The organism is Micromonospora sp. WMMC250 (assembly GCF_027460215.1).
Classification (GTDB): Bacteria; Actinomycetota; Actinomycetes; order Mycobacteriales; family Micromonosporaceae; genus Micromonospora; species Micromonospora taraxaci.
Genome location: NZ_JAPZBJ010000002.1, coordinates 652655 through 679076, shown reverse-complemented (window position 1 = coordinate 679076; position 26422 = coordinate 652655). Strand labels below are relative to the sequence as shown.

Sequence of the window (26422 nt, the reverse complement as noted above, 5' to 3'; positions counted from 1 at the left end):
TCGGCCGCCACGCCAGAGTCGCATCAACAGGCCGGCCAGTCGCGCCGGCGACCGGCGCCGGGCACCGGCGCGGCCCCGGCCGAGCGCGCACGCTGCCACGATCCGCGCAACATCAGGGGTGATGGTGTCTCCCCAGCTCCGGACGCAGCAACATCAGGGAAGTTGCGCGAATCTTGGGCGGCGGGCGACGGGCGACGGGGCGCGCTGGTGCGGTACTAGGGCTGCGGTGCCGATGGGGTCTCGTCTGCGGAGTCCTCCGCCGACGGCTTCTTCGTCGGGTCCGCCACGGGTTCCTCCTCGGGCTCCCCCTCGGGTTCCTCCGAGGAGGTCTCGGTCGGCGCCGCCGTCGTACCCCCGGTGGGTGCTGTCGTCGGGTCGGTCGGGGCGCTCTCGGACGAGGTGGGCGCGGGCCCTCCCCCGGTGCTCGCACCGGGAGACGGCGACTGGCCGTCCGTTCCCGCAGCGGCCGAGCCGCCGGGCGCCGGGGTCGTGGGCGCAGAGCCAGTGACGCTGACCGGCAGGCCCGCAGAACCTCGGGTGCCCGGGTCACCGCCGCCGGCGCCAGGGCCGGGATCGCGTTGCGACGGCACCGTCGGCGACACGGTGGGTGGCATCGACGGTTGCCCGGTCCGGCCCGGCATCAGCCCGGTGGGGTCGGCGAAGACCAGGACGGCGGCTGCGGCGGCCATCGATCCGAGCAGCGCCGCGAGCACCTTCGGCCCCGGGCCGCCCGACCGCTTCGCCGCGCTGCCGACGACCGGACGCTGGACCTCGGTGCGCTCGACGGGTGCCCCGATCGGCGCTGCGACGGCGGTCCGCAGCGACTGGTCGGACGAATCCGTGAGTGCCTGCGCCGCCGTGGCCATGGCCGCCGCCGTCGGGAAGCGACGGGCGGGCTCCTTGGCCATCGCGGTGGCGACCAGCCGCTGGACCGCCTCCGGGACGTCCCCGGGCAGCGGCGCCGGCTCCTCTTCGAGATGCCGCAGCGCCACCGCGACGGCGTTCTCGCCCTGGTGCGGGGGCCTGCCGGCGAGGCAGTGGTAGACGACGGCCCCCAGTGCGTAGATGTCGATCGCCGGGGTGGTCTCGTTCCTGGTGACCTGCTCAGGTGCCATGTAGAGGGCGGTGCCGACGACCTGGTTCGTGCCGGTGAGGCTCGCCGCCTCCTGCGTCACCGCCACACCGAAGTCGACGAGCACGACGTGCCCGTCCGGCTCGATGATCAGGTTGCTGGGCTTGACGTCCCGGTGCACGACGCCGGCGTCGTGTGCGGCCTGGAGCGCACCGGCGGTCTGCGCGGCGATCGACATCGTCTCGGCGACGCCCAGCCGGCCGACCTCGGCGATCCGCTCCGACAGGGGCTGCCCCTGCACACACTCCATGACGATGTACGCGAGGACCGGCGCGTCGGGCCCGGACACCTCACCGTAGTCGTAGACCTGGGCGACACCGGGGTGACGCAGCGCCGCCATCGCGCGGGCCTCGCGGCGGAACCGCTCGCCGAAGCCCGGGTCGGTGACCAACCGGGGTTGCAGCATCTTGACCGCGACGCAGCGGTCCAGGGTTTCGTCGACGGCCCGCCAGACGTCACCCATCCCACCGCTGGCGATGCTCTCGACCAGACGGTAACGGTCTCCGACGACTTGCCCCACAATCGGCATGACACTTTCGGTACCCCGGTCTCCCCGATCTCAAGCACCGCGACGCGACGTCAAGTCCCAGATTCCGTGTCGCAGCGGACCGTCGCGGCCGGTCAGACGGTGATCACGACCTTGGCCCGCGCGTGCTCGCCCTCCAGGTAGCGCATCGCCAGTGGCACCTCGTGGAGGGGATAGTCCCGGTCGATGACCGGGGTGAGGCGACCGGTTTCGGCGTGGACGCGGAGCGTGTCCAGGTGATGCCGGCCGGGGACGGCCGTGAGGACGACGATGCGATGCCGGACGAACGGCGCCAGCAGCCGGCCGCGCGCGATCAGGCCGATCGGCCCGAGGAGGCTGCCTCCGCGGTACACACCCCCGCCGGAGAGCACCAACGTCCCGGTCGGGGTCAGCACCCGCCGAAGCGCCCCCAGCGAGCGGTTGCCGACCAGGTCGAACACCACGTCGTAGCGGCGGGTGTCGCGGGCGAAGTCGTCGCGGGTGTAGTCGACGACGTGCTCGGCGCCGAGGGAACGGACCAGGTCGACGTTGCGGGTGCTGCACACGGCGGTCACTGTCGCGCCGAGCACCGTGGCCAACTGGACCGCGAGAGTGCCGACGCCGCCGGAGGCACCGTTGACCAGAATCCGATGGCCGGGCCCGGCCCGCCCGGCGTCCAGACCCATGAGCGCGGTGACGCCGGCCAGCGGCAGGGCGGCGGCCTGCTGCGGGGTCAGGTTCGCCGGCTTCGCCGCGACCAGGTTCTCGTGCACACACACGTACTCCGCGAACGCCCCGTTGGCGTCACCGAGGTCACCGAAGACGGCATCGCCCGGGCGGACCTGTCGGACGCGCGCGCCGACGGCCTCGACCCGGCCGGCGAAATCGCGGCCGCGGATGCGCGCTCGGGGCCGGGACCGCCCCAGCGCCAGGCGCGCCATCCGTGGGTCGCCCCGCATGGCATGCCAGTCGTACGCGTTGAGCGCGGCTGCCTCCACCCGCACGAGCACCTCGTCGGGGGCGGGCACCGGAGTGTCCACGTCCGCGAGGGTGAGCGTCTCGGGTGGGCCGTACCGGTCCTGCACGATCGCCTTCATGGCTTCACCCCTTCCTAGGTGTACGGCGTACACCTGACGCTTCACAGGCTAGGTGTACGCCGTACACCCGTCAAGAGGTCTAGGGTTCGGTTGTCCACCGGACGACGAGGAGCGAGATGGCCGAGCAGGCGGAGACGCTGCGCCGCACGCCGCTGAGCAGGGACCGGGTCCTTCGCGCCGCCGTCGCGCTCGCCGACGAGGCCGGGATCGAATCTCTCAGCATGCGCAACCTCGCGCAGGACCTGGGCGTCGTGCCGATGGCCCTCTACAAACACGTGGCCAACAAGGACGAACTGCTCGACGGCATGATCGACGTGGTCGTCGGCGAGATCCGCGCGTCCGAGCCCGGCACCGACTGGAAGCGCGCGGTCCGCGGACGCATTCTCTCGGCGCGGGAGGTCCTTCAGCGCCACCCCTGGGCGCCACTGGCGATCGAGTCGCGGAACATGGCGACACCGGCCATCCTGGCCTACCTCGACTCCATGATCGGGACGTTCCGGGCCGGCGGCTTCTCCGTCGACCTCACCCACCACGTGATGCACGCGATGGGCAGCCGGATCCTCGGCTTCAGTCAGGAACTCTTCGACGCCGACCGCCGCGCCGGTCGGAGCGGCAGGGCCGACACGAACCCACCGACCGCCCTACCGCCGGAGATCGCAGCCCGGTTCCCGCACGTCGCGGAGATCGCGATGGCGGCGTCGCACGACGACGAGTCCGTCCTCGGGCAGGGCTGCGACGACCAGTTCGAGTTCGAGTTCGCCCTGGACCTGCTTCTCGACGGCATCGAACGGCTGCACCACCACGGGTGGGCGTCCGCACGACGACCTCACTGAGACATCCGCGGACGTGGGTCGGCCCCGCCGCATCCGACGGGGCCGACTCGACAGATCGCGGGACCGCTCAGCTGTTGAGCGTGGCGAGCAGGGCGGTGGCCATGCCCTGTTCGCCACGGGCATTCGGGTGGAACGGCGCTGCCGCGTTCTGCGGCACCAGGCCCTCGACCCACCGGGTACCGCTGCTCTTGCACGCGTCACGACCGATCGACGGCGTGTAGACGTCGGAGTAGGTGGCGCCGTTCGCACTTGCGACGCTCGCCAACATCGCGTTCAGCGACTTCTCGATGCCGCGCAGGTACGGCACGTCCTGGTAGGCGATCGGGACGACCGGCCAGCAGCCGTACCCGGTGTCCGGCAGGATCGCCGGGTAGCCCAGCACCACGACCCGCGCGCTCGGCGCGGCCCGGCGAACCGCCTGGAGCACGGCGGTCACCTTCGGCGTCGCGGCGACGATCCTCGCCTGCAACTGGTCGACGCCTCCGGCGGTGTAGCTGTTCTTGCACGGTGACCCGAGCGGGCTGCTGACACTCGCCTCGGCGCAGGCGCCGATGATGCCGGAGAAGCCGATGTCGTTGCCGCCGATCTGCACCGTCACCAGTGCCGTGTTCGACGTGACCGCGTTGAGCTGCGGCGGCAGCGCGGTGCCCAACTGGCCGCTGCCACCGGAGAGGATGTCGTCAGTGGTGGCACCGGAGCAACTCACGTCGGCGAACGACGACGAGCCGGCGGCCGCGGCCACCAGCGACGGGTAGTTGCGGCTGGACCGTAGGCAGTTCAGGTCGGTCTGGCTGGGGATCAGCGGGCCGGCGGTGTACGAGTCGCCCAGCGCGACGTAGCGGCCGGTGGGCACGGCCGCGCTGGCGGGGGTGGCGACGGTGAGCAGCACACCGGCGGCGGCCAGGGCCAGTGCGGCCAGCCGGGTGGCTGCCCGCAGGAGGGGCAGGCGGGGACGGGTCATGGCGCCTCCCAGGGAGGGGGATCACGGGGGTGGTGGTGCCCAAGATCCTGTCCCCGCCAACGCCGAACGTCAATATAGATGGACCTCACTAAATGAGGGATCGGGGTGTGGGCCGGCTCGGTGGCGCTCAGCCCAACGGCGCGTACCACTGGGCGCCAGTGACCCTGATCCGCTTGGACTGCTTGCGGTTCCACTCCACCCGCATGCCGTGTTTGCGCAGCACCGGGAAGGCGACCTCGTCCATCAGTCGCTCCAGGTCCGCCTGGTAACCGGCCTGCTGCTCGGCCTCCGACAGACGGCCGTAGGCGGCCTCGTCGAAGTCGGCCGGAGGATAGACGCCGTAGCCGAGGTAGACCGCGCCCTCCTCGCTCTCGAGAAGCGACTCGGTGTCCTGCTGGTGGAACCAGAGGAACCCACGCCAGTGCCGGGAGTCGTCGCGCTCGTCGTCGATCTCGGCGCCTGCGCAGGTGCCGCAGCAGCTGAAGTTCGCCCGGGCCAGCACCCCCAACTCGTTGAGCTCGGCGAAGGCGCGGGTGATGTTGGCGGTCACCTCACCCCACTGCCGCTGCTGCGCCCGCCGAGCGGCCACCGCCTTGCCGTGCGCCGCCCTCAGCTCGTCGTCGGTGGCGCCGCAGCGCTCCTCCTCGTCGTCGAAGAAGTCGACGAAATCGTCCGCGTCGTCCTCACCGCGCACGATCCAGGCCCACAGCTCGTCCTCGATCGCACTTCGCCCCGGCTCGGGGATGCGATCGGTCAGGAACCGGACGCCCTCGGGGCGATCGTTGTACGTCCATTCGGTCACGAACGAATCTTCACACGGGCGTACGACGGGCCCGGACGCCTCGGGAGGCCGGCGTCCTAGTTTCCGCCGGGCCCCTGGTCCCTGACGTCGTCGTAGCCGGCCGGGGTGGGGGCCGCAGTCGGCGCGTAGATCACGCGGAGCACACCCGTCGGGAACGACTCCGTCGCCAGCAGGCGCAGGTGGTAGGCCGCATCACCGTCGTCGAACAGCTTGCGGCCCTTGCGTGCCGCGACCGGGTGCACCAGCAGCCGCAGCTCGTCGACCAGACCCGCGGCGAGCAGCTGCTGCACCACGGAGATCGACCCGGGGATCAGGATGCCGCGTACGTCGGGATCGGCCTTCAGGGCGGCGACGGCGTCGACGAGGTCCCCCTGGATCAGCTCCGAGCTACGCCAGGAGAACTCCAGCGGCTGGCGCGAGACGACGACCTTGCGCATGTCCCCGAGCTGCTTGGCGAACGGCGCGTCCTCGCCACCCGCGGCCTCCCGACCGGGCCAGGCGCCGGCGAAGCTGTCGTACGTCTCGCGGCCGATCAGCAGCACGTCGGCGGTGTCGTAGTCCTCGGTGACGGCACGGCCCATGTTCTCGTCGAAGTACGGGAAGTGCCAGTCAGGATCGATCTCGGCCACGCCGTCGGCCGAAATGAACAGCGTGGAGATGACCTTTGCCATCGCGGGGGTCCCTTCGAATCGGGTGATGTCGGTAGGTCGACCGGCGCATCGTCCCAAACTCGTCAGCCACCGGCTGCCCCGATGACGCGTGTCGCATCAGGTCTTTGTCAGCCGGACGTCACCGGAGCGAGCCAGTGCCACGTTTCGAGCAGCTTGAGCTGTCCCAGCCCATTGGTCCGCTCGACGACGTCCTCGTCGCTCCGGACGTATCCGGCGGACGCGGCAACCCGCTGCGAGGGCAGATTGCCCCGCACGATGCTCAGCCGCAGTCGGGTGAAGCCGAGCTCTTCGTGGCAGAACGTCGTGATCAACCGCAGGGAACGCGACGCCATACCTCGGCCGCGGTGCGCCGGGCCGATGGCGTACCCCAGCACTCCGCTCGCCACGTGGAGTGCGACGAGACCGAGCGGCTCCCCGCCGTCCCGCGTCACGGCCAGGTCGACGACGCCCTGGACCCGGCGGCGCCGGATTCTGAGCAGAAAGGCGTCCGCGTCGAACGGAGAAGGAATGTCGGTGTTCGCGGCGATGTCCGCCGCGTCGAAGAGGCCCGGCAGGTGTGGCAGATCGGCGTCGAGCCAGTCGCGCAGCACAACCGCCTCACCTCTCAGAACGAGCGGGGAGGCGGTTGGATCGACCGCTGACGACAGTGTCGAATCAAAGCTCACACACCATCCTTGCACGCATGTCGCCGCCGGCTTCGGCTCTGCGAACGCCGGCCCTGGTAGCGAGGCGAGGACCCCGCACGGTCGGAAGGTCGCCCGCACCCGACGTGGTGCGGGCGGGCTCGGCGTGACGCCGAGCCCGCCCGTTCCGGTCGGTCGAGCTTGATCGAACCGTGTCAGCGTTGCAGGGTCAGCAGACCCGGCCGGTACGGCAGGAGGCCGTAGTCGCCGCCGGAGTTGGGGGAACGACCCTGGTAGAGCAGTTGCAGGTTGCAGGCGTTGACGGTCATCGTCTGGTCCGCGCTGGTCCGCAGCAGCTCACCGTGGCTGATGTCGTTGGTCCAGGTGGCGCCACTGTTGGCCTTGCCCGCGAACGGGTTGCTCTCCGAGGTGGCCTGCGGCGTCCACGAACCACCCAGGCTGGTGGCCGTGAAGGAGCGGAAGTAGCGGCCCTGCGAACCGATGGCCTCGACGATCATCAGGTACTTGTTCAGGCCCTGAAGCTTGTAGACCTGAACAGCCTCGAAGAGGTTGTTCGTCGTGTCACTCATGATCGTCGTGTAGTTCGACCCGAAGCTGCCCGGGAAGTTCCCGATCGGCATGCTCGCCCGATAGATCTTGCCGTTGTCACCGGCGAAGAACAGGTACATGTTCTGGCTGTCGCCGATCACCGCCTGATCGATCGGCCCCGTACCCGAACCCGTGATGCTGCCGCTGAACAACGTCTGCGCCGCCGACCACCCGTTCGGGTTCGTCGGATCGGTGGACGTCCGGTACGAGAACGCCGGCCCACCCCACTGGTAGGCCAGCACCCAGATGTTGCGCGGCGCGAAGTAGAACAACGACGGCGCCACCGTCGCGTTGTTCATCGCGTTCTGACTGGCCGAGCCCATCTGCGAGTAGTTCGAGAACAACCCGAAGTTCATCGAACCCCACCTGGTCCCGGTGTCGTGGGTGGTGGCGTAGACCAGTTGCTGGCCGTTGTACGGCGCGACGGTGAAGTCCTTCAGCGACACCCACCCGGACCTCGGCTGCGCCAGCGCGCCGGTCGACGACCACCGGTACGACGAGGGGAGATCGCAGGTGTTGGTGGGAGGCGGAGTGGTCGGCGGCGGGTCGGTGGGCGGCGGGGTGGTGGTCGGCGGAGTGGTCGGTGTGGTGCCACCGGTGCACGTGACGCCGTTGAGAGCGAAGCTGGTCGGCACCGGGTTGCTGCCCGTCCACGAGCCGTTGAAGCCGAACGACACCGAGCCGTTGGTCGGGACCGCGCCGTTGTAGCTCACGTTCTTCGCCGTCACCGCCGAGCCGCTCTGCGTCACCGAGGTGCTCCACGCCTGCGTCACCGTCTGCCCGGCGCCGTACGACCACGTCAACGTCCAACTGGTCAGCGGGTCGCCCAGGTTCGTGAGCGCCACGTTGGCGGTGAAGCCGCCCTGCCACTGTGACGCCACTGCGTAGTTCACCGAACAACCCGCTGCCGCGGCGCCCGCCGGCAGCGCCGCGACAACCGACGACGACACCAGTAGGGCAACGCCGGCCGAGACCAGGCCGACATTGGTAGCTCTGGATCTGGTCATATAGCACCTTCCTGACGGGATGGCGGCCGATGCATAGGTGGTGGTCACTGCGAGCGGAGCACATGTGAGCGTTAACAGGCCGCGTCAGGTATGTTACGGGAGCGCTCCCATAACCTCAAACCATTGAAGATGCTAATTCTCTATAGCGTTGGGTGAGCGTGCTCAGCGCGGGTCTTCCGAGGTGTCACCGCCGGCGACAGCGATCGAGACCGGAGCGCCCAGCTCGACCGTACGGGAGACGGTGCAGAGCCGGTCGTGCGACTGCTGCAACGACCGGGGCAGCGCCTCGCGCGCCCGATCGCCGTCCGCGCCCGCCGGAAACGTCACTGTGAACTCGACAGTGATGTTCTGCATCCGGTTGCCCCCGGACTCGTCCCGGATCTTGTCGCCGGTGACCGCGACGGAGAACTGCGTCGGTTCCGCGCGGCGGCTGGTGATGTGGTCCACGTCGACCGCGCTGCAACCGCCGATGGCCGCCAGGAGCAACTCCACAGGTGTAAAGCTGGAGTCCTCGCCCGTGCCCAACGACATCGACCCGCCGCGGACGTTGCGCGCGACGTAGTTACCCACGCTGGTGCGCTCGATCTGCACCGAGCGGAAAGTGTCCTCACTCATGACAGGAAAACTACCCAGGCTTCGCCGGAACCGTGTGGCGAGTGCGGATCTCCCCCGTCCGCCCGGTGGTCGGGCTCGGTCCGCCACCCCGTCCGCAAGGGAGGAACGGACGAGGCACTAGCATTGCCGCCGTCCACGACGGCTCTGCTGAAACGAGGCGACATGCGTTGGCTCCGGCGGTTGCTGGGCGGTAGGCGGGTCCAGCTCGACCCGGGACGACAGCAGACGCTGTTGCGGGACGCCCAATCCCGCTACGGCGCCCACGCGCAGGTCCGGTTCCCGGACCAGGTCGAGGCGCTGACCGCGGCGCTGGACAGCGACGACGGCCTGGTGGTGGCAGCCCGGATCGTGAGCCAGGTCGCCGACGAGGCCCACGTGGACCTTCAGGCCCAGGCCCAGGAGATCCACCGACGGACGGGCCGGCGTCTCCTAGTGCACCGCCGCAACTACCGGCCGCTGTGGGTGGAGGCGGGCCACGCCCTGCGCTGGCCGCTGTTCGCCCTGCCGAGCGGCTTCCACCCGTACGCGCAGGTGACCGCCGCGGTCACGGTGGTCGGCAGCCGAGCGCCGCGGCTGGACCGGGTGACCGACCCGAACCCGCTGCTGACCCGCGTGTTCGAGGTGCTCGACCTCACCACCGCCGCCTGGGAGTACGGACGGGTGCGGGTCGACACCGACGCCGCCGCCCTGGCCGATCGGCTGATCCTGAGCGCCGGGCAGGTCCTCGCGGCCATGGACGACCCGCCCCGACTGCCACCGGCGGTCCGGGAGCTGATGCGCCGTAACAACACCGTCAGCGTCCACGACCCGGCCGGCCCTCGGGCGGTGGGTGGCATCAACCTGGGCGCGCGGATGCGCGAGAACTTCCTGGTCTGAGCAGCCGTCGGCGTCGAGGCGCTACCGCTCGTGACGTCGACGGGCGAGGTGGACGACGATGTCGGCGGCGAGGTCTACCGTCTCGGGCAGGACCCGCGTGATCCGGTCGAAGACCTGTTCCTGTTCCGCGGTCGGCAGTTCGAGGTACGCCGAGATCGTCGACAGGTGCCCGACGTAGTCGTCGGCGCTCATCGTCAGACGCCGATCGATCACGACCTGCTGGACATCGGTGAACCACTCGGACCGTTGCAGCTCGGTGCCCGGCCACTGCATCGCATGCCCGGGAGGCGTGCCGTCGGGAGACGGCACCTCGTCGCTCTCCAGAAACGGCGCCCGCGCCGCACGCACCGCCTCCGCCACCGCCGGATCGGCCAGCTGGATCGGGGCCCCGAACGAGGCGAACACGCCACCCGGCTCCACCAGCGCGGCCATCCGCGACCACCGACCCTCCGCCTTCGTCCAGTGCAGCGCCGCGGCCGCGTACACCAGGTCGTAGGTCTTTCCCGGTCGCAGGTCCTCGAATGCGGCCTGCACGGCCTGGACGCGGGACGGCACGTGTTTGCGCAGTTCGGCGAGCATGGCCCCGTCCGGTTCGGTAGCGGTGACGGTGACCTCCCGTCGGGTGAACAGACGGGTTGCCTTGCCTGTCCCCGCGCCGATCTCCAGGGCCGTCCGAACCGGCCGGCCCGCGTAGGTCATCACCAGGTCGAGAAGCTCGACGGGATATCCCGGCCGGTACCGTTCGTATGCTTCCGCCACCATCCCGAAGCTCAGCGCGCGAGCAGACATGCCGACAATCCTGTCACGACTCCCGTCGTCGATGCTCGATCTTCCTTGCCCGATCGACCACGCGCTCGGGCATCGTCAGGGCGACGGCAACTGCGCGCAACCGCTTGCCGGCCCGACGAGCGTCTCCCGACCATTGGCGGATGAGCCCGGGAGGTCCTGTCATCCTCGCGGTCGACCTGGGCACCACGACCGTCCGGGCGGCATCGTTCGCGGTGGACGGCACCGTGCGGCACGTCGAGACACGGCAGTGCCCACTCCTGCAGCCGGCACCCGGCTGGCTGGTGGTGGAGCCCGACGTCCTCGTGGCGGCCACCCTGGCGGCGATGTCCGCCTGCGCCGCCGCCACCGAGGGCGCGGAGGTCGTCGCTGTCACGCTCAGCACCGCCAGGGGCGCCCTGATCGGGTTGGACGCGACGCTGACGCCGGTGACGCCGCTGCTCACCCCGCACGACTCACGGTCCGCCGAGGTAGCCCGCGACCTGCGGTCCTCCGGCCAGAGCCGAGAGTTGCACAGGTTGTCGGGCACGCCTGTGCACCCGGGCAGCCCGCTCTGCAAACTCATGTGGTTCGCCCGCCACGAGCCGTACCTCTGCGCGGCGACGCCGTGGTGGGTCGGCCTCAAGGACTACGTGCTCCACCGGCTGACCGGGGCGGTGGTGACCGAGCTGTCCTCGGCCTCCGGCACCGGACTGTTCGACGTCCACCGTCGGATGTGGAGTCCCGCGGTCCTCGACCTCGCCGGGGTGTCCGAGAGTCAGCTGCCCCCGGTCCTGCCCACGACGGCCGTTCTGCGACTGTCGGCGACGGCGGGACGGTCGGTCGGCCTGCCGTCCGGCACGCCCGTCGTCGTGGGCGCCTGCCAGGAACCGTTGCGCGCTCTGGGCACCGCGGCGATCGACAGCACCGTCGCGGGTGTGACGCTGGGGGCCACCGGATCCCTGCGGACGGTGGTCGCGGCGCCCCTCGCCGACGCGACGGAGACCTTCACCTGCGGCGCGTTGACCGAGGACGCCTGGGTCCTCGGCGCCACCGTCGGCAACGGCGGCAACGTCGTGCGGTGGGCCGGTCACACCCTCGCGCCCGACCATCCCTCGACGCCCGGGGACGACTGGGCGCCGCCCGCGCTGCTGAGGCTCGCCGAGCGGATCGCTCCGGGAAGCGACGGTCTCGTGATGCTGCCCCACGCGCGCGACGACCGGGCCTACCCGGAGGGCTCCGGCCCGTTGGGGGCCTACCTGGGGTTACATGGGCACCACTCTCGTGGTCATCTGGTGCGGGCCGCCGTGGAGGGCGTCTGCCTGCAACTCGGTGGTGTCCGCGACCGCCTGGCCGAGTTGACGCCGGTCAGCAGCGTTCACCTGGCCGGGGGCGCGTTTCGTTCTCCCCTGTGGCGACAGGTGATGGCGGCGGTCCTGGACTGTCCGGTCCGGGCGTCGGGCGCGGCCGACGACGCGGCTCTCGGCGCGGCCGCGCTCGGGCTCTTCGCGATCGGCCTCTCCCCCGACCTGCGGGGGGCGGTCACCCAACTCCATCCGGAGGGCACCCGCAGCGAACCGGTCACCGTCGACCCGGCCCTCGCCACGGCGTACCGCGGCCTACGGGCGAAGCTGCCCGTACTCCGCAGCGTGGTGGGACGGGTGGGCGACATCCTCGACGAGGCAGCCGCCCCGCACGCCGAATGGCGGACCGACGCGCTGCCCCGCGATGTCGTGGGCGGTTGACCGGGCCGCCGGTCAGTGCTCCGGCTCGTCCTTCACCCGCGCCACGAGCTGCGTCGGATTGACGTAGCGCAGGGCGACGACGAGCAGGACGAGCATCATCGAGGTGTAGATGACCGCCATGGCGTCGACCGACTGCTGGGCCCGGATCCCGGACGCCGACATCGAGTAGTACAGCGCCACGACGAGGGTCTGCGAGTCCGGCCCGGCGGTGAGGAAGGTCAGCTCGAACATCCCCACGGTCCGCACGAGGACGAGGATCGCGGAGGCGAGGATGCCCGGTACGAGCAACGGAGCGAGGACCCGCAGGAACACCGTCCGCAGTCCCGCGCCGCACATGCGCGCGGCGCTCTCGACCCGCGGGTCGATCTGTTCGATGAACGGGGTCATCGTCAGGATGACGAAGGGCACCGAGGGTACGAGGTTGGCGAGCACCACCCCGGACATGTTCCCGGCCAGACCGAACTTGTAGAGGACGGTCGCCAGGGGAATGCCGTACGTGATCGGCGGCATCAGGATGGGCAGCAGGAACACGAGGAAGATCAACCGTTTGCCGGGGAACGACCGCCGCGCGAGCACGTACGCCGCCGGCACGCCGATCAGGAGCGAGAGACCCACGACGAGTGCGGAGACCTCCAGCGTCACGACGATGACCCGCAGGAGCGCGAACTCCTCCCAGGCCCGCCCGTACCAGCTGGTGGTGTAGCCGTCGGGCAGCCAGGTGTCGAACCAGCGCTGGCCGAACGAGCTGACCAGCACGGACGCCACGACGCCCAGCAGGTTGAGGAAGAAGAAGACGACGACGCCCCACACGATCCAGGCGGCGGGTCGCGCGATGACGCGCCGACGTTCGCTGCGGGCGGGGGGCGACGCCGGTGGCGCCTCGGTGATCGTTGCCATCAGCCCTTGCCTCCGGTGGAGCCGGTGTAGAAACGGCTGCGCGCGGCCAACACCACCGCGATGATGACCAACTCGACGAATCCCATGATCATCGCGATGGCCGAGGCGTACGGGTAGTCGTACTGCTCGTACGCCGCCTGGTACGCGGCGAGGGAGATGACCCGCGTCTCGCCGGCCGGGTTGCCGACCAGGACGGCCGACGGGAACACGCTGAACGCCAGCACGAACGTCAGGCAGAACGTCGTGGCCAGGCCGGGCATCAGGAGCGGAAGGGTGATCCGGGTGAACCGGCGACGCCAGTCCGCCCCCAACGTCGCGGCCGCCCGTTCCAGGGTCGGGTCGATGCCGGAGAGGTACGAGAGCACCAGCAGGAACGCGAACGGAAATCCGGTGATCACCAACGAGAAGAAGACGCCCCAGTAGTTGTGGGTCAGTCGCACCGGCTCGTCGACGAGGTTCGTGGCCAGCAGGATCCGGTTGAACCAGCCGGTCGGGCCGAGGAAGTTCAGCAACCCCTGGGCCGTGAGCACCGTCCCCAGCGTGATCGGCACGACCAGGAGCGTGGTGACCAGCCGCTTGGCCCGGAAGCGTCCGCGCATCCGGTAGGCGATCGGCACCGCGGCGAGGACGTTCAGCAGCGCGGCGGGCAACGCGATCCGCAGCGTGATCCAGATCGTGCCCCGCTCGTAGGAGTCGGAGAAGAACCGGGCGTAGTCGCTGAACGGCCCACCCCTGGTCGGCTGGAACGAGAGCCCCAGCCCGTAGAAGAACGGGTAGAGGAACAGGGCGACCACGAACACCAGGGCCGGGACCAGCAACCAGAGCTGACGGTCGACGCCCCGCTCGGCGAGACGGTGTTGCCAGTGCGTCAACGGTCTGCCGGGCCGGCTGCCGCTCACCGCGCCGCCTCCACGACGTCCGCGAGACGGTCGGTCGGCTGCGCCGCGTCGGCGGGATAGACGAGGAGCCGCTGTGGGTCGACGGCGAGCTTGACCTGGTCGCCCGGTGCGATGCGTTGCTCGGTACGCAGGTGCAGCAACAGGCCCGTGTCGGTGCGCGCCTCGGCCGCCAACTCGCGCCCCTGGTACTCCACCACCTCGATGGTGGCCGGCAGGGCGTCGCGGGTCTCGCCGGACCCGTCGACGCGGACGTCCTCGGGGCGCACCGCGACCACCGCGTCCACCCCGGCGCGCAGGTCTCCGACGGCCTCGCCGACCAGCCGATGACCTGACGACTCGACGGCGGCCCGCGCGCCGTCGACCTGCTCGACCCGGCCCGGCCACAGGTTGCGGTAGCCCATGAAGTCGGCGACGTGCCAGTTCGCCGGCCGGGTGTGCAGCTCACGCGGCGAACCGACCTGCTGCACCCGCCCCTCCCGCAGCACCACCAACCGGTCGGCCAGGGAGAGCGCCTCCTCCTGGTCGTGCGTGACGTAGACGGTGGTGAGGCCCAGCGACTGGTGCAACCGGCGGATCTCCGTGCGCATCTCCAGACGCAGTTTGGCGTCGAGGTTGCTCAACGGCTCGTCCATCAGGACGAGGGACGGCTCGAACACCACGGCACGGGCGATGGCGACGCGTTGCTGTTGACCACCCGAGAGCTGGCCGGGCAGCTTGTCGACGTGGTCCTCCAGCCGTACCAGCCGCACCGCCTCCTCCGTACGCCGGCGCGTCTCCTCCTTCGGCAACCGCCGCATCCGCAGCCCGAAGGCGATGTTCGCCCGTACCGTCAGATGGGGGAAGAGCGCGTAGCTCTGGAACACCATGCCGAAACCGCGCCGCTCCGGCGGCAGCGTGTCGATGCGGCGCTCGTCCTGCCAGATACTTCCGGCCGTCAACGGCAGGAGTCCGGCCAGGCAGTTCAGCGCCGTCGACTTGCCGCAGCCGGACGGGCCGAGCAGTGCGATGAACTCTCCCGCCTCGATCGTCAGGTCCAACTCGGTGAGCGCGGCCTGCCCACCGAACCGGCGGGACACCCCGTCCAGGCGCAGTCGGGAGAAGGCGCTCATCCCTGCTTGACCTTCCCGCCGCCGATCTCGCGGTCCCAGCGGTTGAACGCCGCCACGAGACTCTTCGCGTCGAGCGGGACCTCGGTGGGGTTGCCGGCGATCAGCGCGTCGTACTCGGGGCGGCCGAACTCGCGGATCGCGTCCTGGCTCTTCTGCGGCGCTGACGTGAGCTGGACGTCCTTCACCGCCGGCCCGGGGTAGAAGTACCCCTCGTCGTACGCCTTCGCCTGCTGCTCGGGGGTGAGCATGAACGCCAGCAGGGCCAGCACCGCGGCCTGCGTGTCGGTCGACACTCCCTTGGGCATGACGGCGTAGTGCGCGTCGGTGACCCAGTGGAACCCGTCGATCGTGGCGATCCTCGCGTCCTTGGGCACCGTGCCCAGCACACGGGGGTTGATGTCCCAGCCGGTGGTGCTGACGATCAGGTGGGCGGTGCTGTTGGCGAGGTTCTTCATCGTCTCTGTGGTGCCGGACGGGTAGTAGTCGACGTACTGGCCCAACTCCTTGAGGAAGGCCCACGTCTTGTCCCAGCCCGCGGTGGGGTCCTTGGGGTTCGAGTCCCCCAGGATGTAGGGCAGACCCATCAGGAACGTACGCCCCGGGCCGGAGTTGGCCGGTCGGGCGTACTGGAACCTCTTCGGGTTGGCCTTGGCCCAGGCGAGCAGGGCCTGCGCGTTGGTGGGTGGCGTCGCGAGTCGCGACGGCAGGTATTCGAGCAGCGGGCCGGACGGGTAGTAGGTGACTGTCACACCGGCGTTGCCGGCGAGCTTCTGCATCGCGGCGGCCGGTTCCAGGTAGTTCCGCATCCCGCCGAGACGGTCGGCGAACGCCGGCAGCACGTCGACCCAGAGCCCCTGCTCGATTCCGGCCGCGAGGCCGTCGACGCCGGTCAACACCAGACCGATGTCCACCCGGTCCGCACCCTGCTGGGCCTTGATCTTCCCGGCCAGCTCGGGCGCCGGCGCCTTCGAGTACGTCACCCGCGAGATCACGTCCGGGTTCTTCGACACGAACTCGTCGATCATCCCCTGGGTCAGCTGCAGGTTGCCCGCCACGTCGAGGACGTTGAGCGTCACCGCCCGGCCGGGTCGCTGCGGCACCTCACCGGAGGTGTCACCCGAGGTGTCGCCGGGGGTCTCCGGCGCCCCGCACCCGACCGCGCCCACCAGGAGCGACGATGCCGTGACCAGGAGGGCGCCTCGCCGCGTCATACCCATCAGCCGTCTCCTTCGTCGCTACCCGGCCCGGCCAGGTAGGTCCACGCTCCGCTCAGGTGGGGTCGCCCGTGAGGCCGCCCGCCATGGGCCATCTGCGATGCATTCAGACAGCCGACGTGCCGCAACGGCAACGGGTTGCCATGTATTGCCTCGCGCGAATACGTTCCTGGGCCGGAATGTTGCCGGGGCATTGCCGAGTGCGCACCGTCGTCATAACATGATCACGGCGCGTAGCCGGGGGGAGCACGACGATGCCCGACCACACCAGGCCGCCCGACAAGAGAGCCACGATCTACGACGTCGCGGCCGAAGCCGACGTGTCACCCTCCACGGTGTCGCGTGCCTTCTCCCGGCCGAGTCGCGTCAACTCCGAGACCGCCGAGCGGGTCCGGCAGGTCGCCGAGCGGCTGGGCTACCGGACGAACCCGCTCGCCCGCGCCCTCACCACGGCCCGCACGCGCATGATCGCGCTCGTCATCGCCGACATCACCAACCCGGTCTACGCCGGGATCGTGCGCGGTGCCCAGGAGACGGCGATGCACGACGAGTACACCACTGTGCTCATCGACGCCCAGGAGTCCGACCGGCTGGAGCGGGCGGCGATCGAACGCACGATGCCGACGGTCGACGGCATCGTGCTGGCCAGCAGCCGGATGTCGGACTCGGCGATCCGGATGTTCGCCAAGCAGCGGCCGGTGGTGGTCCTCAACCGCGCCGTCGCCGACGTGCCCTGCGTCGTGACGGACAACCCCCGTGGGGTCCGGCGGGCCGCCGAGCACCTCGGGGAGCTGGGGCACGACCACATCACCTACGTCGCGGGGCCGCAGGCGTCCTGGCCGAACGGCATCCGCTGGCGGTCGTTGCTCGAAGCCGGCATGGAACTGGAGATCAAGGTACGCCAGATCGGCCCGTTCAGCCCGACCATCGAGGGCGGCGAACGAGCCGCCGAGGAACTGCGCGCCCGTCCCGCGACCGCCGTCCTCGCCTTCAACGACCAGATGGCGATCGGGCTCATCCGCGGCCTCACCCGGATGGGTGTCGACGTGCCGGGCGACGTCAGCATCGTGGGTTTCGACAACACCCTCGCCGCCGACATCGTCACACCCGGGCTGACCACTGTCGCGGCGCCGTTCTACGCGGAGGGTTCAGCGGCGACCCGGCACCTCCTCACGATGATCGAGGGCGCCCCCGGGCACGCCGGCCGGCCGATGGTCCTGCCGGTACGCCTCGTCGTCCGCCACTCGACGGCCGCCCGTCGGAGCGCGGGTCGCGCCCGACCGTGGATACGCCAACGACAGTCGACCAACCCGGCGGCCCAGCTGTCCTGACCGGGATGGTTCGGCCCACGGGGCAGCGGGGGACCGCCGGTCGATGACAGGATCGGCCGATGCGTGTCCTCTTCGACGGCAAGGCACCGGTCCACTACGGGCAGATCTACGTGACCAGTTCCGACCTGCCGGACATGGACAGGGCGTTCGCCGGGCAGGCGAATGGCCTCTGCGGGGGCGGTCAGCCGGGCGCGCTGTTCCTGATGACCGGCACGCACTCCGGTCGGGTCCGGTTCACGATCGAGGTGCACGACACCGAGCCGCCGGCGGCAGCGGAGGAATGGGAGGACGTGGTGGAGGTGTCCTTCGTGCCGAGCGCCGCGGTCGTCGACCTCGTCCCGTGGGGAGATGGGCCACTCGCCCGGATGCCGCTGACGTCCGAAGGGCAGCAGACCGGCCGGCTACCGGCCTACCGCGTTCGGTACTGCGCCACGGGCATGGACGAGGGGCACGACCCGTTCGGCGGGCTCGATCCCGACGAGCTTGACGAGAGCGACCACACCTACATGGATCGACGACCGGACCGCTACCTGCTGTGCGTGTGGCCGGAGGGCACGACAGGCGACGGCGTGCCGCGCACCGACGCGGTCCTGCGCCAGACCAGCGACGGTGCCGCCTACTGGCACACCTGGGCGCGAGCGTTGGCACTCCCGCCGGCCCGGTAGGAATCACGGCATCGCAGGGCGCGAGTCTCCGCATCGTCGTGGCATCATGCTGGGCCATGGATCAGCAGGGGCAGTTCCGTGCCGCGGCGCTGGAGTCGGGCATCCCGGACGACGAGATCGACAGGTTCGCCGAGCACCTCCGACTGGCGATCCGGTTGAGCGGCGGTTCGCGCGGCGTTCCGGTCGGCCAGTTCGGTGGGTCGCCCCGGCTGCCGGTGGGCATGGACTGGCCGGTCGTCGGAGGCAGCCGGTTGCCGTTCGTCTTCTCCGTCGACTGCGCGGCGCTGCCGAAAGTCGACGGCTCCGGCCTGCCGGCAGACGGCTCGCTGCTCTTCTTCCTCAACCACGAGGAGGACCACCTGTCCAGCGAGCCGGGGTACGCGCGTGTCGTCCATGTACCGGCCGGCACCGAAACCGAGGTGGCGGAGGAACCCACCGACCACGAGGGCGTCGGCAGGCAGTACGACGTGAGCGCCACGCTCGTTGCGCGGCTGCCCGACTGGTTCGCAACGGGCGCGGAGGAAGACGAGGACGAGGACGACCTGTCGCCTTTCCAGCAGCAGTTGGCCCGTGACCGAGTTCAGCGAGTAGGGCACCGGCGACGCCGCGTGCGGCTCGGGCGGTAGCCGCTGCGCCCAGGCCCGGCAGGAGCAGCCCACGGCTCTGCTGGTTGTGGTTGCCGAACTGGAGGGCGGGCCGGTGGAGGTCACGAACCTCCTTTCATCGTCCGGCCTCTCGGTGCCGGCTCACACGTGGGTGGGCCGGATGTTGTGGTTGAGGTGGAAGACGTTCTGCGGATCCCAGACGTTCTTGAGGGCGGTCAGCCTGGCGAGCTTGGCGGCCGGGTAGGCGCGGTGTACCCCGCGTTGCCCCTCGTCGGCGGCGAGCGAGTTGACGTAGACGCCGTGGGAGTACGCGTCGAGCGCGGCTCCGGCGCTGCGAGCAACTGCCATCCGTTCGTCGTCCTCGGATGGCTCGGTCCAGCGGGAGCCGGCGCCGTACTCGAACGTGGTGCCGCGGTGGCTGAACGCGGCGTCGGCGTCCGCGACGTCGGCGATCGCGCCACCGTATGCCTGCAGGCCGACGCCGGGCAGTTGGGTGCCGGCGTGTAGGTCTGCCGCGCCGCGCAGCAGGAATGCCTCGATCGCCGCGGTGGGGAACTGCCGCAGGTAGTGGGCGCTGGAGTACCGACGGTAGGCGTGGCCACCGGTGGTGTCGTCACGTTGCTGGAGTTCGAGGTATGACGGGGTGGTGACCCGCTCTGCGACCGGGCGCCCGAGTGCGCGCATCGCCGGCAGCAACAGGTGACCCCGCGCGGGGTCGCCGACCCATACGAAGCCGACGGTGGCGATTGGGCCGCGGGGTGTGCTGTGGACATCGGCGGTGAAGGTCGCCTGCCGCGGCGCGACGGCGTTGAGGTCCCGCCAGCCTTCGAGCACTGGTACGGCGTCCTCGGCGCGGAAGTCGAACTCGGCGACCAGGGTCTGCGTTCCGGTGTGGTGCAGTTGGAAGTCGAAGTCGGTGACGATGCCGAAGTTGCCGCCCCCGCCGCGCAGGCCCCAATAGAGGTCGGGGTTTTCGTTTCGGGTCGCGGTCACCACTTCCCCACCGGCCGTGACCATCGTGTAGGAGACGACGTTGTCGCAGGCCAAACCGTGTTGGCGGGCGAGCCAGCCCATGCCGCCACCGAGGGTGAGGCCGCCGACCCCGGTGTGCGAGACGTTGCCCGCGGTCGTGGCGAGGCCGTATGGCTGTGACGCCCGGTCGAGTGCTCCCAGCAGCGCGCCGCCCTGGACCCGGGCGCGCCTCCGGATCGGGTCGACCCGAACGGCGTTCAACGCGGTCAGGTCGATCATCAGACCGTTTGGGGGGACAGCCAGGCCGGCCACGTTGTGCCCGCCGCAGCGCACCCCGATCTCCAGGTCGAGTTCCTGGGCCAGGCGTACCGCTGTCACGACGTCGGTGACGCTTGCGGCCCGCACGATCATGTGCGGGCGGCGGTCGATCATGGCATTCCAGACGGCGCGCGCGGCGTCGTAACCCGGGTCGTCCGGGGTGAGGAGGCGGCCGGCGAGGCGGAGGCTCGTCGCTGTCGTCGTCATAGGTCTGAGCCTGGCGGAAATCGGTACGCCTTGTAAGGTCCGATTGCATGGGCCGCATCAGGACCAATTCACGTACGGCCGAGGACCTGCTCGTCGTTGTCGACAGGTCCGCAGCCGACCCGCTGCACCGACAGATCGCCGCCTCGATCCGGGGCGGCATCCGGGCTGGCCGGCTGCGTCTCGGGACGTCCCTGCCACCCACCCGCACCATCGCCGCCGACCTTGGAGTGTCACGCGGGGTCGTGGTCGAGGCATACCAGCAACTCGTCGCCGAGGGCTACCTCACCAGTCAGGCGGGCGGCTACACCAGGGTTGCGGTCGAGCTGGTTCCGACGCCCGTGGATCGCCGCGCCGCGGATCGGCCGGCGGCAGGGATCGACTTCGGGTACGGCCGCACCGACGTGTCGTCGTTCCCCCGGGCCGCCTGGCTGCGTTCGGCGCGCACGGTCCTCACCACCGCGCCCAACGAACACTTCGCCTACCTCGACGGGCGTGGCGTGCCCGAACTGCACGCAGCCCTGACCGACTACCTCAACCGCGTTCGCGGCACGTCGGCCCGCCCGGAGAACGTCGTGATCTGCAACGGTTACGGGCAGGGCGTCGCGCTGCTGATCCAGGTACTCGCGGCGCGCGGCGCGCGGCGGTTGGCTGTCGAGGACCCGTCACCCGACGACGACGCCCGCCTCGTCGCAGCCGCCGCCGGCCTGGATGTGATCGGCATTCCGGTCGGGCCCGACGGCATCCTCGTCGAGGCCCTCGAACAGACCGATGCGGACGCCGTCGTGCTGACGCCCTCGCACCAGTGGCCCACCGGAGGGGTCCTGTCGGCCTCCGCGCGGGCCCACGTGATCGACTGGGCCCAGCGTCGGGGCGCCGTGGTGATCGAGGACGACTACGACGCGGAGTACCGCTACGACCGTTCGCCCATCGGCGCCATGCAGGGGCTGGCTCCTGACACCGTCGTGTACTGCGGCACAGCGAGCAAGACCCTGGCGCCAGGGCTGCGCCTGGGCTGGCTGCTGGCGCCGGCACACCTGGTCGACGACATCGCGGCGGCCAAGGTACTGGCCGACCGCGGCTCTCCCGTCATCGACCAACTGACCTTCGCCGACTTCCTCACTCGCGGCGAGCTCGACCGACACCTCCGACGCATGCGCCCGGTCTACCGCCGCCGCCGCGACGCGCTCCTGGCCGCACTGCGCACCCGCCTGCCCGACCTGAAGCCGGTCGGTGTCGCGGCGGGCCAACACGTCGTGACCTGGCTTCCACGCGACCTCGACGAGGCCGCTGTCGTGGCCGCGGCCGCCCGGCACGGACTGGCCGTGCAGGGCGTCTCCCGGTACCGACTGAGCCCCGCCGGACCTGGCGGGTTGATCTTTGGTTACGCCAACCTCTCCGAACGTGCCATCACAGAAGGAGTGGACGTCCTTGCCGACGCGGTCGCAGAGGTCCGTGCGCACATCTGCTGGTAATCTGATCGCAGTCGAGCCACAGGTGAAGGCCGGCCAGTCGGCTCAGTACGCGTCGCGACGTGCCTCCCACATCTCCCGGGTCATCTCGTACTCCACCTCACCGGATTCTGTTCCTGGTATCGGGTCGTCCCAGGAAGGGAAGTACGTGCGCACGTACCGCATGCCGACGGCCTTCATCACGCCCTGAGATCCGACGTTGACCGTCATGGTCTGCGCGATCACCCGGCTCTGCCCGACCGTGTCGAAGGCATGCCGCAGCAGGGCCCGCGATGCCTCGCTGGCCAGACCCCTGCGCCAGCAGTGGCGGGCAAGCCGGTAGCCCAACTCCGCGACGGTTGGATCGTCCGGCTGGTCGGGGCCGTGTGCCGGCGGAAGCATCATGAGCCCGATGACGTCGCCCTGGTCCTCGTACTCGGGCGCTACCGTGCCACGCGCGCCGCCATCGGACCCGAACGCCATCCAGTAACCCAGGCCGTCCACCTTGCCGGACAGCGCCAACCTCTGCGAGTGAGAGGTGGCCACCTCGTCCCTGGATCGCGCCCGCCCGGTGATGTAGCGAAGCACCTCCGGGTCGGAGTCGAGCTCGACCTCCAGTTCGAAGTGCCGATCTGCGAGGGGAACCATCAGCAGACGGGCGGTACGTAGAGTCGGTTGAGTCACCCGGCGACAGTTTCACGAGGGAGCCGGCGACGCTACCCGATTCGACCGGGGCTGCCCCTGGCTCGCCGTCGTGTCGCTCGATCGTCCCGATCGCCCCGAGGATGCGGGCCGCGACAAGAAACGACAACTCGTTGCCGCAGCCCCGCCGCGGCACACAGCATCGACACGTAGCAATCTGTCGACGTCGTCGTGCTCGCACGCCGGGCCGCACGGCATCCCGAGTGGACGAACGAGGAGATGGCGATGATCCGAGGCTCGACGCCCAGGCTACGGCGAACCCTCATCGTGCTGGGAACGGTGCTCGCCACGGTCGCGGCCACCCTGACTGTCGCCACGACACCTGTTGCCGCGGCCCCGTCACCTGACGACTACAGCGGCTCCGACCTGTGGCTGCGGTACGTGCCGGTCAGCGAGCCGAAGCTGCTGCGTGACTACCGCCGCACGGTCACCGGGATCGTGGTAGAGAACGCCGACGCCACGAAGGTCCACCGGCACACGCCGGACCTCGCCATGGCGCCCGGGTCCGCCGAGAAGCTGGCCGAGACCACACTGGGCGCGGCCCGGGACGAGCTGGTACGCGGGCTGGGCGGGCTGCTCGGCCGACCGACCCCCGTGACGACTGTCGACGGTCATCGCGTACCGGACGGTGCGGTGGTCGTCGGCACGCCGACGAGTTCGCCGTTGGTGAGCCGTGCCGTCCCGGCGCGGGACCTCGCCAAGGTCGGCGACGAGGGTTATCTCGTCCGCTCGGTGACGAGCGGGAAGGCGCGGTTCACCGTCATCGCCGGCAACACCGACCTCGGCGCGCTGTACGGCACCTACGCCTTCCTGCGGCTCCTGCAGACGCAGAAACCCATCGACCGTCTCCGCGTCGCCGAGTCACCGAAGATCAAGCACCGGCTGCTGAACAACTGGGAGACCGAGCGCCTCTACGCCGGCAACAACGCCTCCGGGCTGGGCGGACTGAACGGGGAGAGCGGGGCGATCTTCAACTTCGCGGCGACCGGGGCGAGCGCCGGCCGGAACCTGCCCGTCATCCTGGACCGCTACATCGTGGTGGCACGGGCGTTGGCGTCGCTGGGCATCAACGGCATCACCATCAACAACGTCAACGCCGACAACGCGTACCTGACCAGTGCACGGATCGCGCAGGAGGCGGCCCTCGCCGACGCGCTGCGTCCGTACGGCATCAAGCTGGGCCTGTCGATCCGCTACACCGCGCCCACCGACAGCCGCTTCGCGCCGGACACACTCACCAACAGCCAACTGGACCCCTACGGCACCGACTTCCGGGGCTGGTGGAACCGACGGGCCCGGCAGATCCAGGCCGCCATCCCGGACTTCATGGGCTTCACCGTGAAGGCCAACTCGGAGGGCCAGCCGGGGCCACAGGATTTCGGGTACGACCACGGTGACGGCGCCAACGCCATCGCCGCCGCGGTGGCGCCGCTCGGGATGACAGTGCACTGGCGGACGTTCGTCTACAACGCCGAGGTCGACAACGACCGGCTCAAGCGCGCCTACCTGGAGTTCGGGCCGATCGACGACGAGGTGCAGCCGGACGGCAGCCGGGGGCGCTTCGCCGACAACGTGTTCCTCCAGACCAAGAACGGGCCGCTGGACTTCCAGGCCCGGGAGCCCATCCACCCGATGTTCGGCCGGATGGAGAACACCAACCAGGCCCTGGAACTCCAGATCACGCAGGAGTACACGGGCCAGAACTGGATGCTGGCCTACCTCGGTCCGATGTACGAGGAGATCCTCAAGACCGACACGTACGCCACCGACGCCAACGGGAAACTGCTGCGCGAGCGGCTGGTCGGCGACATCGTCGACGGGACCGCCCAGCACCACTCGGACACGGCCATCGTCGGTGTCGCCAACCTCGGCAACGCCGACAACCTGACCGGGCACCACTTCTCCCAGGCGAACCTCTTCGCCTTCGGCCGTCAGGCGTGGGACTGGACACTCGACTCGGCGGACGTCGCCACCGACTGGGTCCGGATGACCTGGAGCAACGACCGGCGGGTCGTCGACACCATCCGCACGATGATGATGGGTTCCTGGGAGTCGCTGGTCAGCTACCAGACGCCGCTGGGCATCGGCCACCAGTTCGCCGAGGGCGCCCACTACCGCCCCGACCCCGCCGACTGGGCGGGCCGCGACGACTGGAGCCCGATCTACTACAACAAGGCCGACAGCGTCGGTCTGGGCTTCGACCGCTCCCCCACCGGCAGCAACCTCGCCGCCCAGTACTTCCCCCGGTTGCAGCAGCGCTACGGGAACATCGACTCGGTCCCGGAGAACCTGCTCATGTGGTTCCACCACGTGCCCTGGGGTCACCGGATGGACAGCGGCCGGACGTTCTGGGACGAGCTGGTCTACCGCTACCAGATGGGTGTGCAGTACGTGACCTGGATGCGGGAGACCTGGGAGACGCTCCAGCCCGACATCGACGCACGCCGGTTCGCGGAGGTACGCGCCAAGCTCGCCGTCCACGAGGCGGACGCCGCCGACTGGCGGGACACCTCGGTGAACTACTGGAAGGAGTTCAGCGGGCGGGACATCCCGGTGGACGACGCGCCGCTGTCCGCGACGATCGTGGTGGGCGGGAAGGAGTTCGGCGGCTTCAACCTGTCGGAGAACGCGTACACCATCCCGGTGCCGGCCGGGGCGTCGCCGACCATCACGAAGGTGCGGACCGCCGACCGGAAGGCCCGCTACGAGATCGTCTCGCAGGCGGCCGGCGTACCCGGTCAGGCGGTCGTCAAGGTCACCACCAAGGGCTTCTTCGGGCCGTTGGTGAAGAACTACGTCTTCGACCTGGTGCCCGACACGACGCTCGCGAGCCTGCGCGTCGACGACAGGCCCCTGGCGTCCTTCTCCCCGACGGTGCGGCACTACAACGTCCTCACGCCGGCCGGCACCACGACCGTGCCGGCCGTCGCGGCACGTGCCGCCGACCCCGCCGCCTCGGTCGTGGTCGCGCAGGCCGACAGCGCCACCGGGCAGGCACGGGTCACCGTCACCAACGGCGGCGCGTCGTCGGTCTACGTGGTGGACCTGAACACCACTCTCACCGGCAGCGACGAGTTCGCCTCGCCCCAGCTCGGCCCGCAGTGGCAGTGGGTTCGGCCGGACGACAGCAGGTGGCGTCTGGCCGACGGGTCGCTAAGGATCACCGCCCAGCAGGGTGACCTTCAGGGCACGGTCAACACCGCGCGGAACCTGGCGCTCCAGGACGTCGACGGGGACTGGACGGCCGACTCCAGGATCGTCTTCTCCCGGCCACTCGCCGCCAACAACGAGCAGGGCGGCGTCCTCGCGTACGCGGACGACGACAACTACGTCAAGCTCGCCTGGGAGATGGCCAACGCCGGCGCACCGGTCCACAAGGCCCGGGTCGTCTTCCTGCGCGAACAGAACGGCGTGACGTCGACAGTGGAGATCACCGGTGCGGACGCCCAGCGCATCGTCGGGGCGGACGGGGCCATCTGGTTCCGGCTGACGAAGACCGGGGACCGCTACCGCGCCTACTACTCCACCGACGGAGGCGTCTACCGCTACATCGGCTCCCAGACGCTGAACACCGAGCCGACGAGGGCCGGCGTGCTGGCCTTCAACCGGGCCGGCGCCTCCACCGACCTCGACGTCGCCGTCGACCACTTCCGGATCGAGAGCCGCGGGGAGCGCATCCGCTAGGGCGTCACTCCAGGGTGCGCGTCGGCTGGCCCGGCACGTCGACGTGCTGTTGAGCGGTATACCTCAGAGTCATATTCATACCTCTGAGGTATACCGCTCAACACGGTATCCGACCCGAGGAAGGTGACCG

Annotated in this window: 23 protein-coding genes; 8 read left to right on the top strand and 15 right to left on the bottom strand. The window is 70.1% G+C overall.

Annotated elements, in window-relative coordinates; all coding sequences use genetic code 11:
- Positions 1–215: 215 nt before the first annotated feature.
- Both O3438_RS02500 and O3438_RS02495 read right to left on the bottom strand, forming a co-directional pair.
- Positions 216–1661, bottom strand: a complete 1446-nt coding sequence (locus O3438_RS02500) for a serine/threonine-protein kinase (protein ID WP_269678369.1) — start codon at positions 1659–1661, stop codon at positions 216–218.
- Between the two features lie 92 nt (positions 1662–1753).
- Positions 1754–2734, bottom strand: a complete 981-nt coding sequence (locus O3438_RS02495) for an NAD(P)-dependent alcohol dehydrogenase (RefSeq protein WP_269678368.1) — start codon at positions 2732–2734, stop codon at positions 1754–1756.
- A 116-nt stretch (positions 2735–2850) separates the two neighbouring features.
- On the opposite strand from O3438_RS02495, the gene O3438_RS02490 reads away from it, so the two are divergent.
- Positions 2851–3567, top strand: a complete 717-nt coding sequence (locus tag O3438_RS02490) for a TetR/AcrR family transcriptional regulator (protein ID WP_269678367.1) — start codon at positions 2851–2853, stop codon at positions 3565–3567.
- Positions 3568–3634: 67 nt separating this feature from the next.
- On the opposite strand, the gene O3438_RS02485 is transcribed toward O3438_RS02490, so the two are convergent.
- The 6 genes from O3438_RS02485 to O3438_RS02460 form a co-directional block, all read right to left on the bottom strand.
- The gene (locus O3438_RS02485; protein WP_269678366.1) at positions 3635–4528 is read right to left on the bottom strand and encodes an SGNH/GDSL hydrolase family protein; all 894 of its coding nucleotides are present in this window, start codon (positions 4526–4528) and stop codon (positions 3635–3637) included.
- 127 nt (positions 4529–4655) lie between these two features.
- Complete coding sequence (locus O3438_RS02480) at positions 4656–5330, bottom strand: DUF6891 domain-containing protein (RefSeq protein WP_269678365.1); 675 nt, start codon at positions 5328–5330, stop codon at positions 4656–4658.
- A gap of 56 nt (positions 5331–5386) precedes the next feature.
- Positions 5387–6001 (bottom strand): dihydrofolate reductase family protein, encoded by a 615-nt coding sequence (locus O3438_RS02475; protein ID WP_269678364.1) that lies wholly within the window; start codon positions 5999–6001, stop codon positions 5387–5389.
- Positions 6002–6108: 107 nt separating this feature from the next.
- Complete coding sequence (locus O3438_RS02470) at positions 6109–6591, bottom strand: GNAT family N-acetyltransferase (RefSeq protein ID WP_269678363.1); 483 nt, start codon at positions 6589–6591, stop codon at positions 6109–6111.
- A 248-nt stretch (positions 6592–6839) separates the two neighbouring features.
- Positions 6840–8240, bottom strand: coding sequence for a non-reducing end alpha-L-arabinofuranosidase family hydrolase (locus O3438_RS02465; protein WP_269678362.1), 1401 nt, complete (start codon positions 8238–8240; stop codon positions 6840–6842).
- 162 nt (positions 8241–8402) lie between these two features.
- Positions 8403–8855: an OsmC family protein gene (locus O3438_RS02460; protein ID WP_269678361.1), complete on the bottom strand. Its 453-nt coding sequence runs from the start codon at positions 8853–8855 to the stop codon at positions 8403–8405.
- 162 nt (positions 8856–9017) lie between these two features.
- Here O3438_RS02460 and O3438_RS02455 point away from each other — a divergent pair, with 162 nt between their 5' ends.
- Positions 9018–9731, top strand: a complete 714-nt coding sequence (locus tag O3438_RS02455; RefSeq protein ID WP_269678360.1) for a hypothetical protein — start codon at positions 9018–9020, stop codon at positions 9729–9731.
- Between the two features lie 21 nt (positions 9732–9752).
- Here O3438_RS02455 and O3438_RS02450 read toward each other — a convergent pair whose 3' ends face one another.
- A complete protein-coding gene (locus O3438_RS02450; protein ID WP_269678359.1) occupies positions 9753–10520 on the bottom strand; it encodes a class I SAM-dependent methyltransferase in 768 nt (255 codons plus the stop codon).
- Positions 10521–10660: 140 nt separating this feature from the next.
- Here O3438_RS02450 and O3438_RS02445 point away from each other — a divergent pair, with 140 nt between their 5' ends.
- The gene (locus O3438_RS02445; RefSeq protein WP_269678358.1) at positions 10661–12241 is read left to right on the top strand and encodes an FGGY family carbohydrate kinase; all 1581 of its coding nucleotides are present in this window, start codon (positions 10661–10663) and stop codon (positions 12239–12241) included.
- Between the two features lie 12 nt (positions 12242–12253).
- Here the strand turns inward: O3438_RS02445 and O3438_RS02440 are convergent, their stop codons facing one another.
- Genes O3438_RS02440 through O3438_RS02425 form a run of 4 tightly spaced genes read right to left on the bottom strand, consistent with a single transcriptional unit; the run spans position 12254 to position 16363 of the window.
- Entirely contained in the window at positions 12254–13138 is an 885-nt protein-coding gene (locus O3438_RS02440) for an ABC transporter permease (RefSeq protein ID WP_269678357.1), read from the bottom strand.
- Positions 13138–14037, bottom strand: a complete 900-nt coding sequence (locus O3438_RS02435) for an ABC transporter permease (protein WP_269678356.1) — start codon at positions 14035–14037, stop codon at positions 13138–13140. The genes O3438_RS02440 and O3438_RS02435 overlap by 1 nt, the downstream gene beginning before the upstream one ends.
- A complete protein-coding gene (locus O3438_RS02430) occupies positions 14034–15146 on the bottom strand; it encodes an ABC transporter ATP-binding protein (protein WP_269678355.1) in 1113 nt (370 codons plus the stop codon). Before O3438_RS02430 ends, O3438_RS02435 begins: the two co-directional genes overlap by 4 nt.
- Positions 15143–16363 (bottom strand): extracellular solute-binding protein, encoded by a 1221-nt coding sequence (locus tag O3438_RS02425; protein ID WP_269678354.1) that lies wholly within the window; start codon positions 16361–16363, stop codon positions 15143–15145. Before O3438_RS02425 ends, O3438_RS02430 begins: the two co-directional genes overlap by 4 nt.
- A 251-nt stretch (positions 16364–16614) precedes the next feature.
- Here O3438_RS02425 and O3438_RS02420 point away from each other — a divergent pair, with 251 nt between their 5' ends.
- From O3438_RS02420 to O3438_RS02410, 3 genes are read left to right on the top strand one after another with little or no spacing between them, the layout of a single operon-like run.
- The gene (locus O3438_RS02420) at positions 16615–17691 is read left to right on the top strand and encodes a LacI family DNA-binding transcriptional regulator (protein ID WP_269678353.1); all 1077 of its coding nucleotides are present in this window, start codon (positions 16615–16617) and stop codon (positions 17689–17691) included.
- A gap of 59 nt (positions 17692–17750) precedes the next feature.
- Positions 17751–18356, top strand: a complete 606-nt coding sequence (locus O3438_RS02415) for a hypothetical protein (RefSeq protein WP_269678352.1) — start codon at positions 17751–17753, stop codon at positions 18354–18356.
- Positions 18357–18412: 56 nt separating this feature from the next.
- Complete coding sequence (locus tag O3438_RS02410) at positions 18413–18982, top strand: DUF1963 domain-containing protein (RefSeq protein WP_269678351.1); 570 nt, start codon at positions 18413–18415, stop codon at positions 18980–18982.
- Between the two features lie 120 nt (positions 18983–19102).
- On the opposite strand, the gene O3438_RS02405 is transcribed toward O3438_RS02410, so the two are convergent.
- The gene (locus tag O3438_RS02405) at positions 19103–20458 is read right to left on the bottom strand and encodes an FAD-binding oxidoreductase (RefSeq protein ID WP_269678350.1); all 1356 of its coding nucleotides are present in this window, start codon (positions 20456–20458) and stop codon (positions 19103–19105) included.
- A gap of 47 nt (positions 20459–20505) precedes the next feature.
- Between O3438_RS02405 and pdxR the strand changes: the two genes are divergently transcribed.
- Complete coding sequence (pdxR, locus tag O3438_RS02400) at positions 20506–21930, top strand: MocR-like pyridoxine biosynthesis transcription factor PdxR (protein WP_269678349.1); 1425 nt, start codon at positions 20506–20508, stop codon at positions 21928–21930.
- A gap of 42 nt (positions 21931–21972) precedes the next feature.
- Here the strand turns inward: pdxR and O3438_RS02395 are convergent, their stop codons facing one another.
- Positions 21973–22590 (bottom strand): GNAT family N-acetyltransferase, encoded by a 618-nt coding sequence (locus O3438_RS02395; RefSeq protein WP_269678348.1) that lies wholly within the window; start codon positions 22588–22590, stop codon positions 21973–21975.
- 243 nt (positions 22591–22833) lie between these two features.
- On the opposite strand from O3438_RS02395, the gene O3438_RS02390 reads away from it, so the two are divergent.
- Complete coding sequence (locus O3438_RS02390) at positions 22834–26292, top strand: alpha-glucuronidase family glycosyl hydrolase (RefSeq protein ID WP_269678347.1); 3459 nt, start codon at positions 22834–22836, stop codon at positions 26290–26292.
- Positions 26293–26422: the final 130 nt, after the last annotated feature.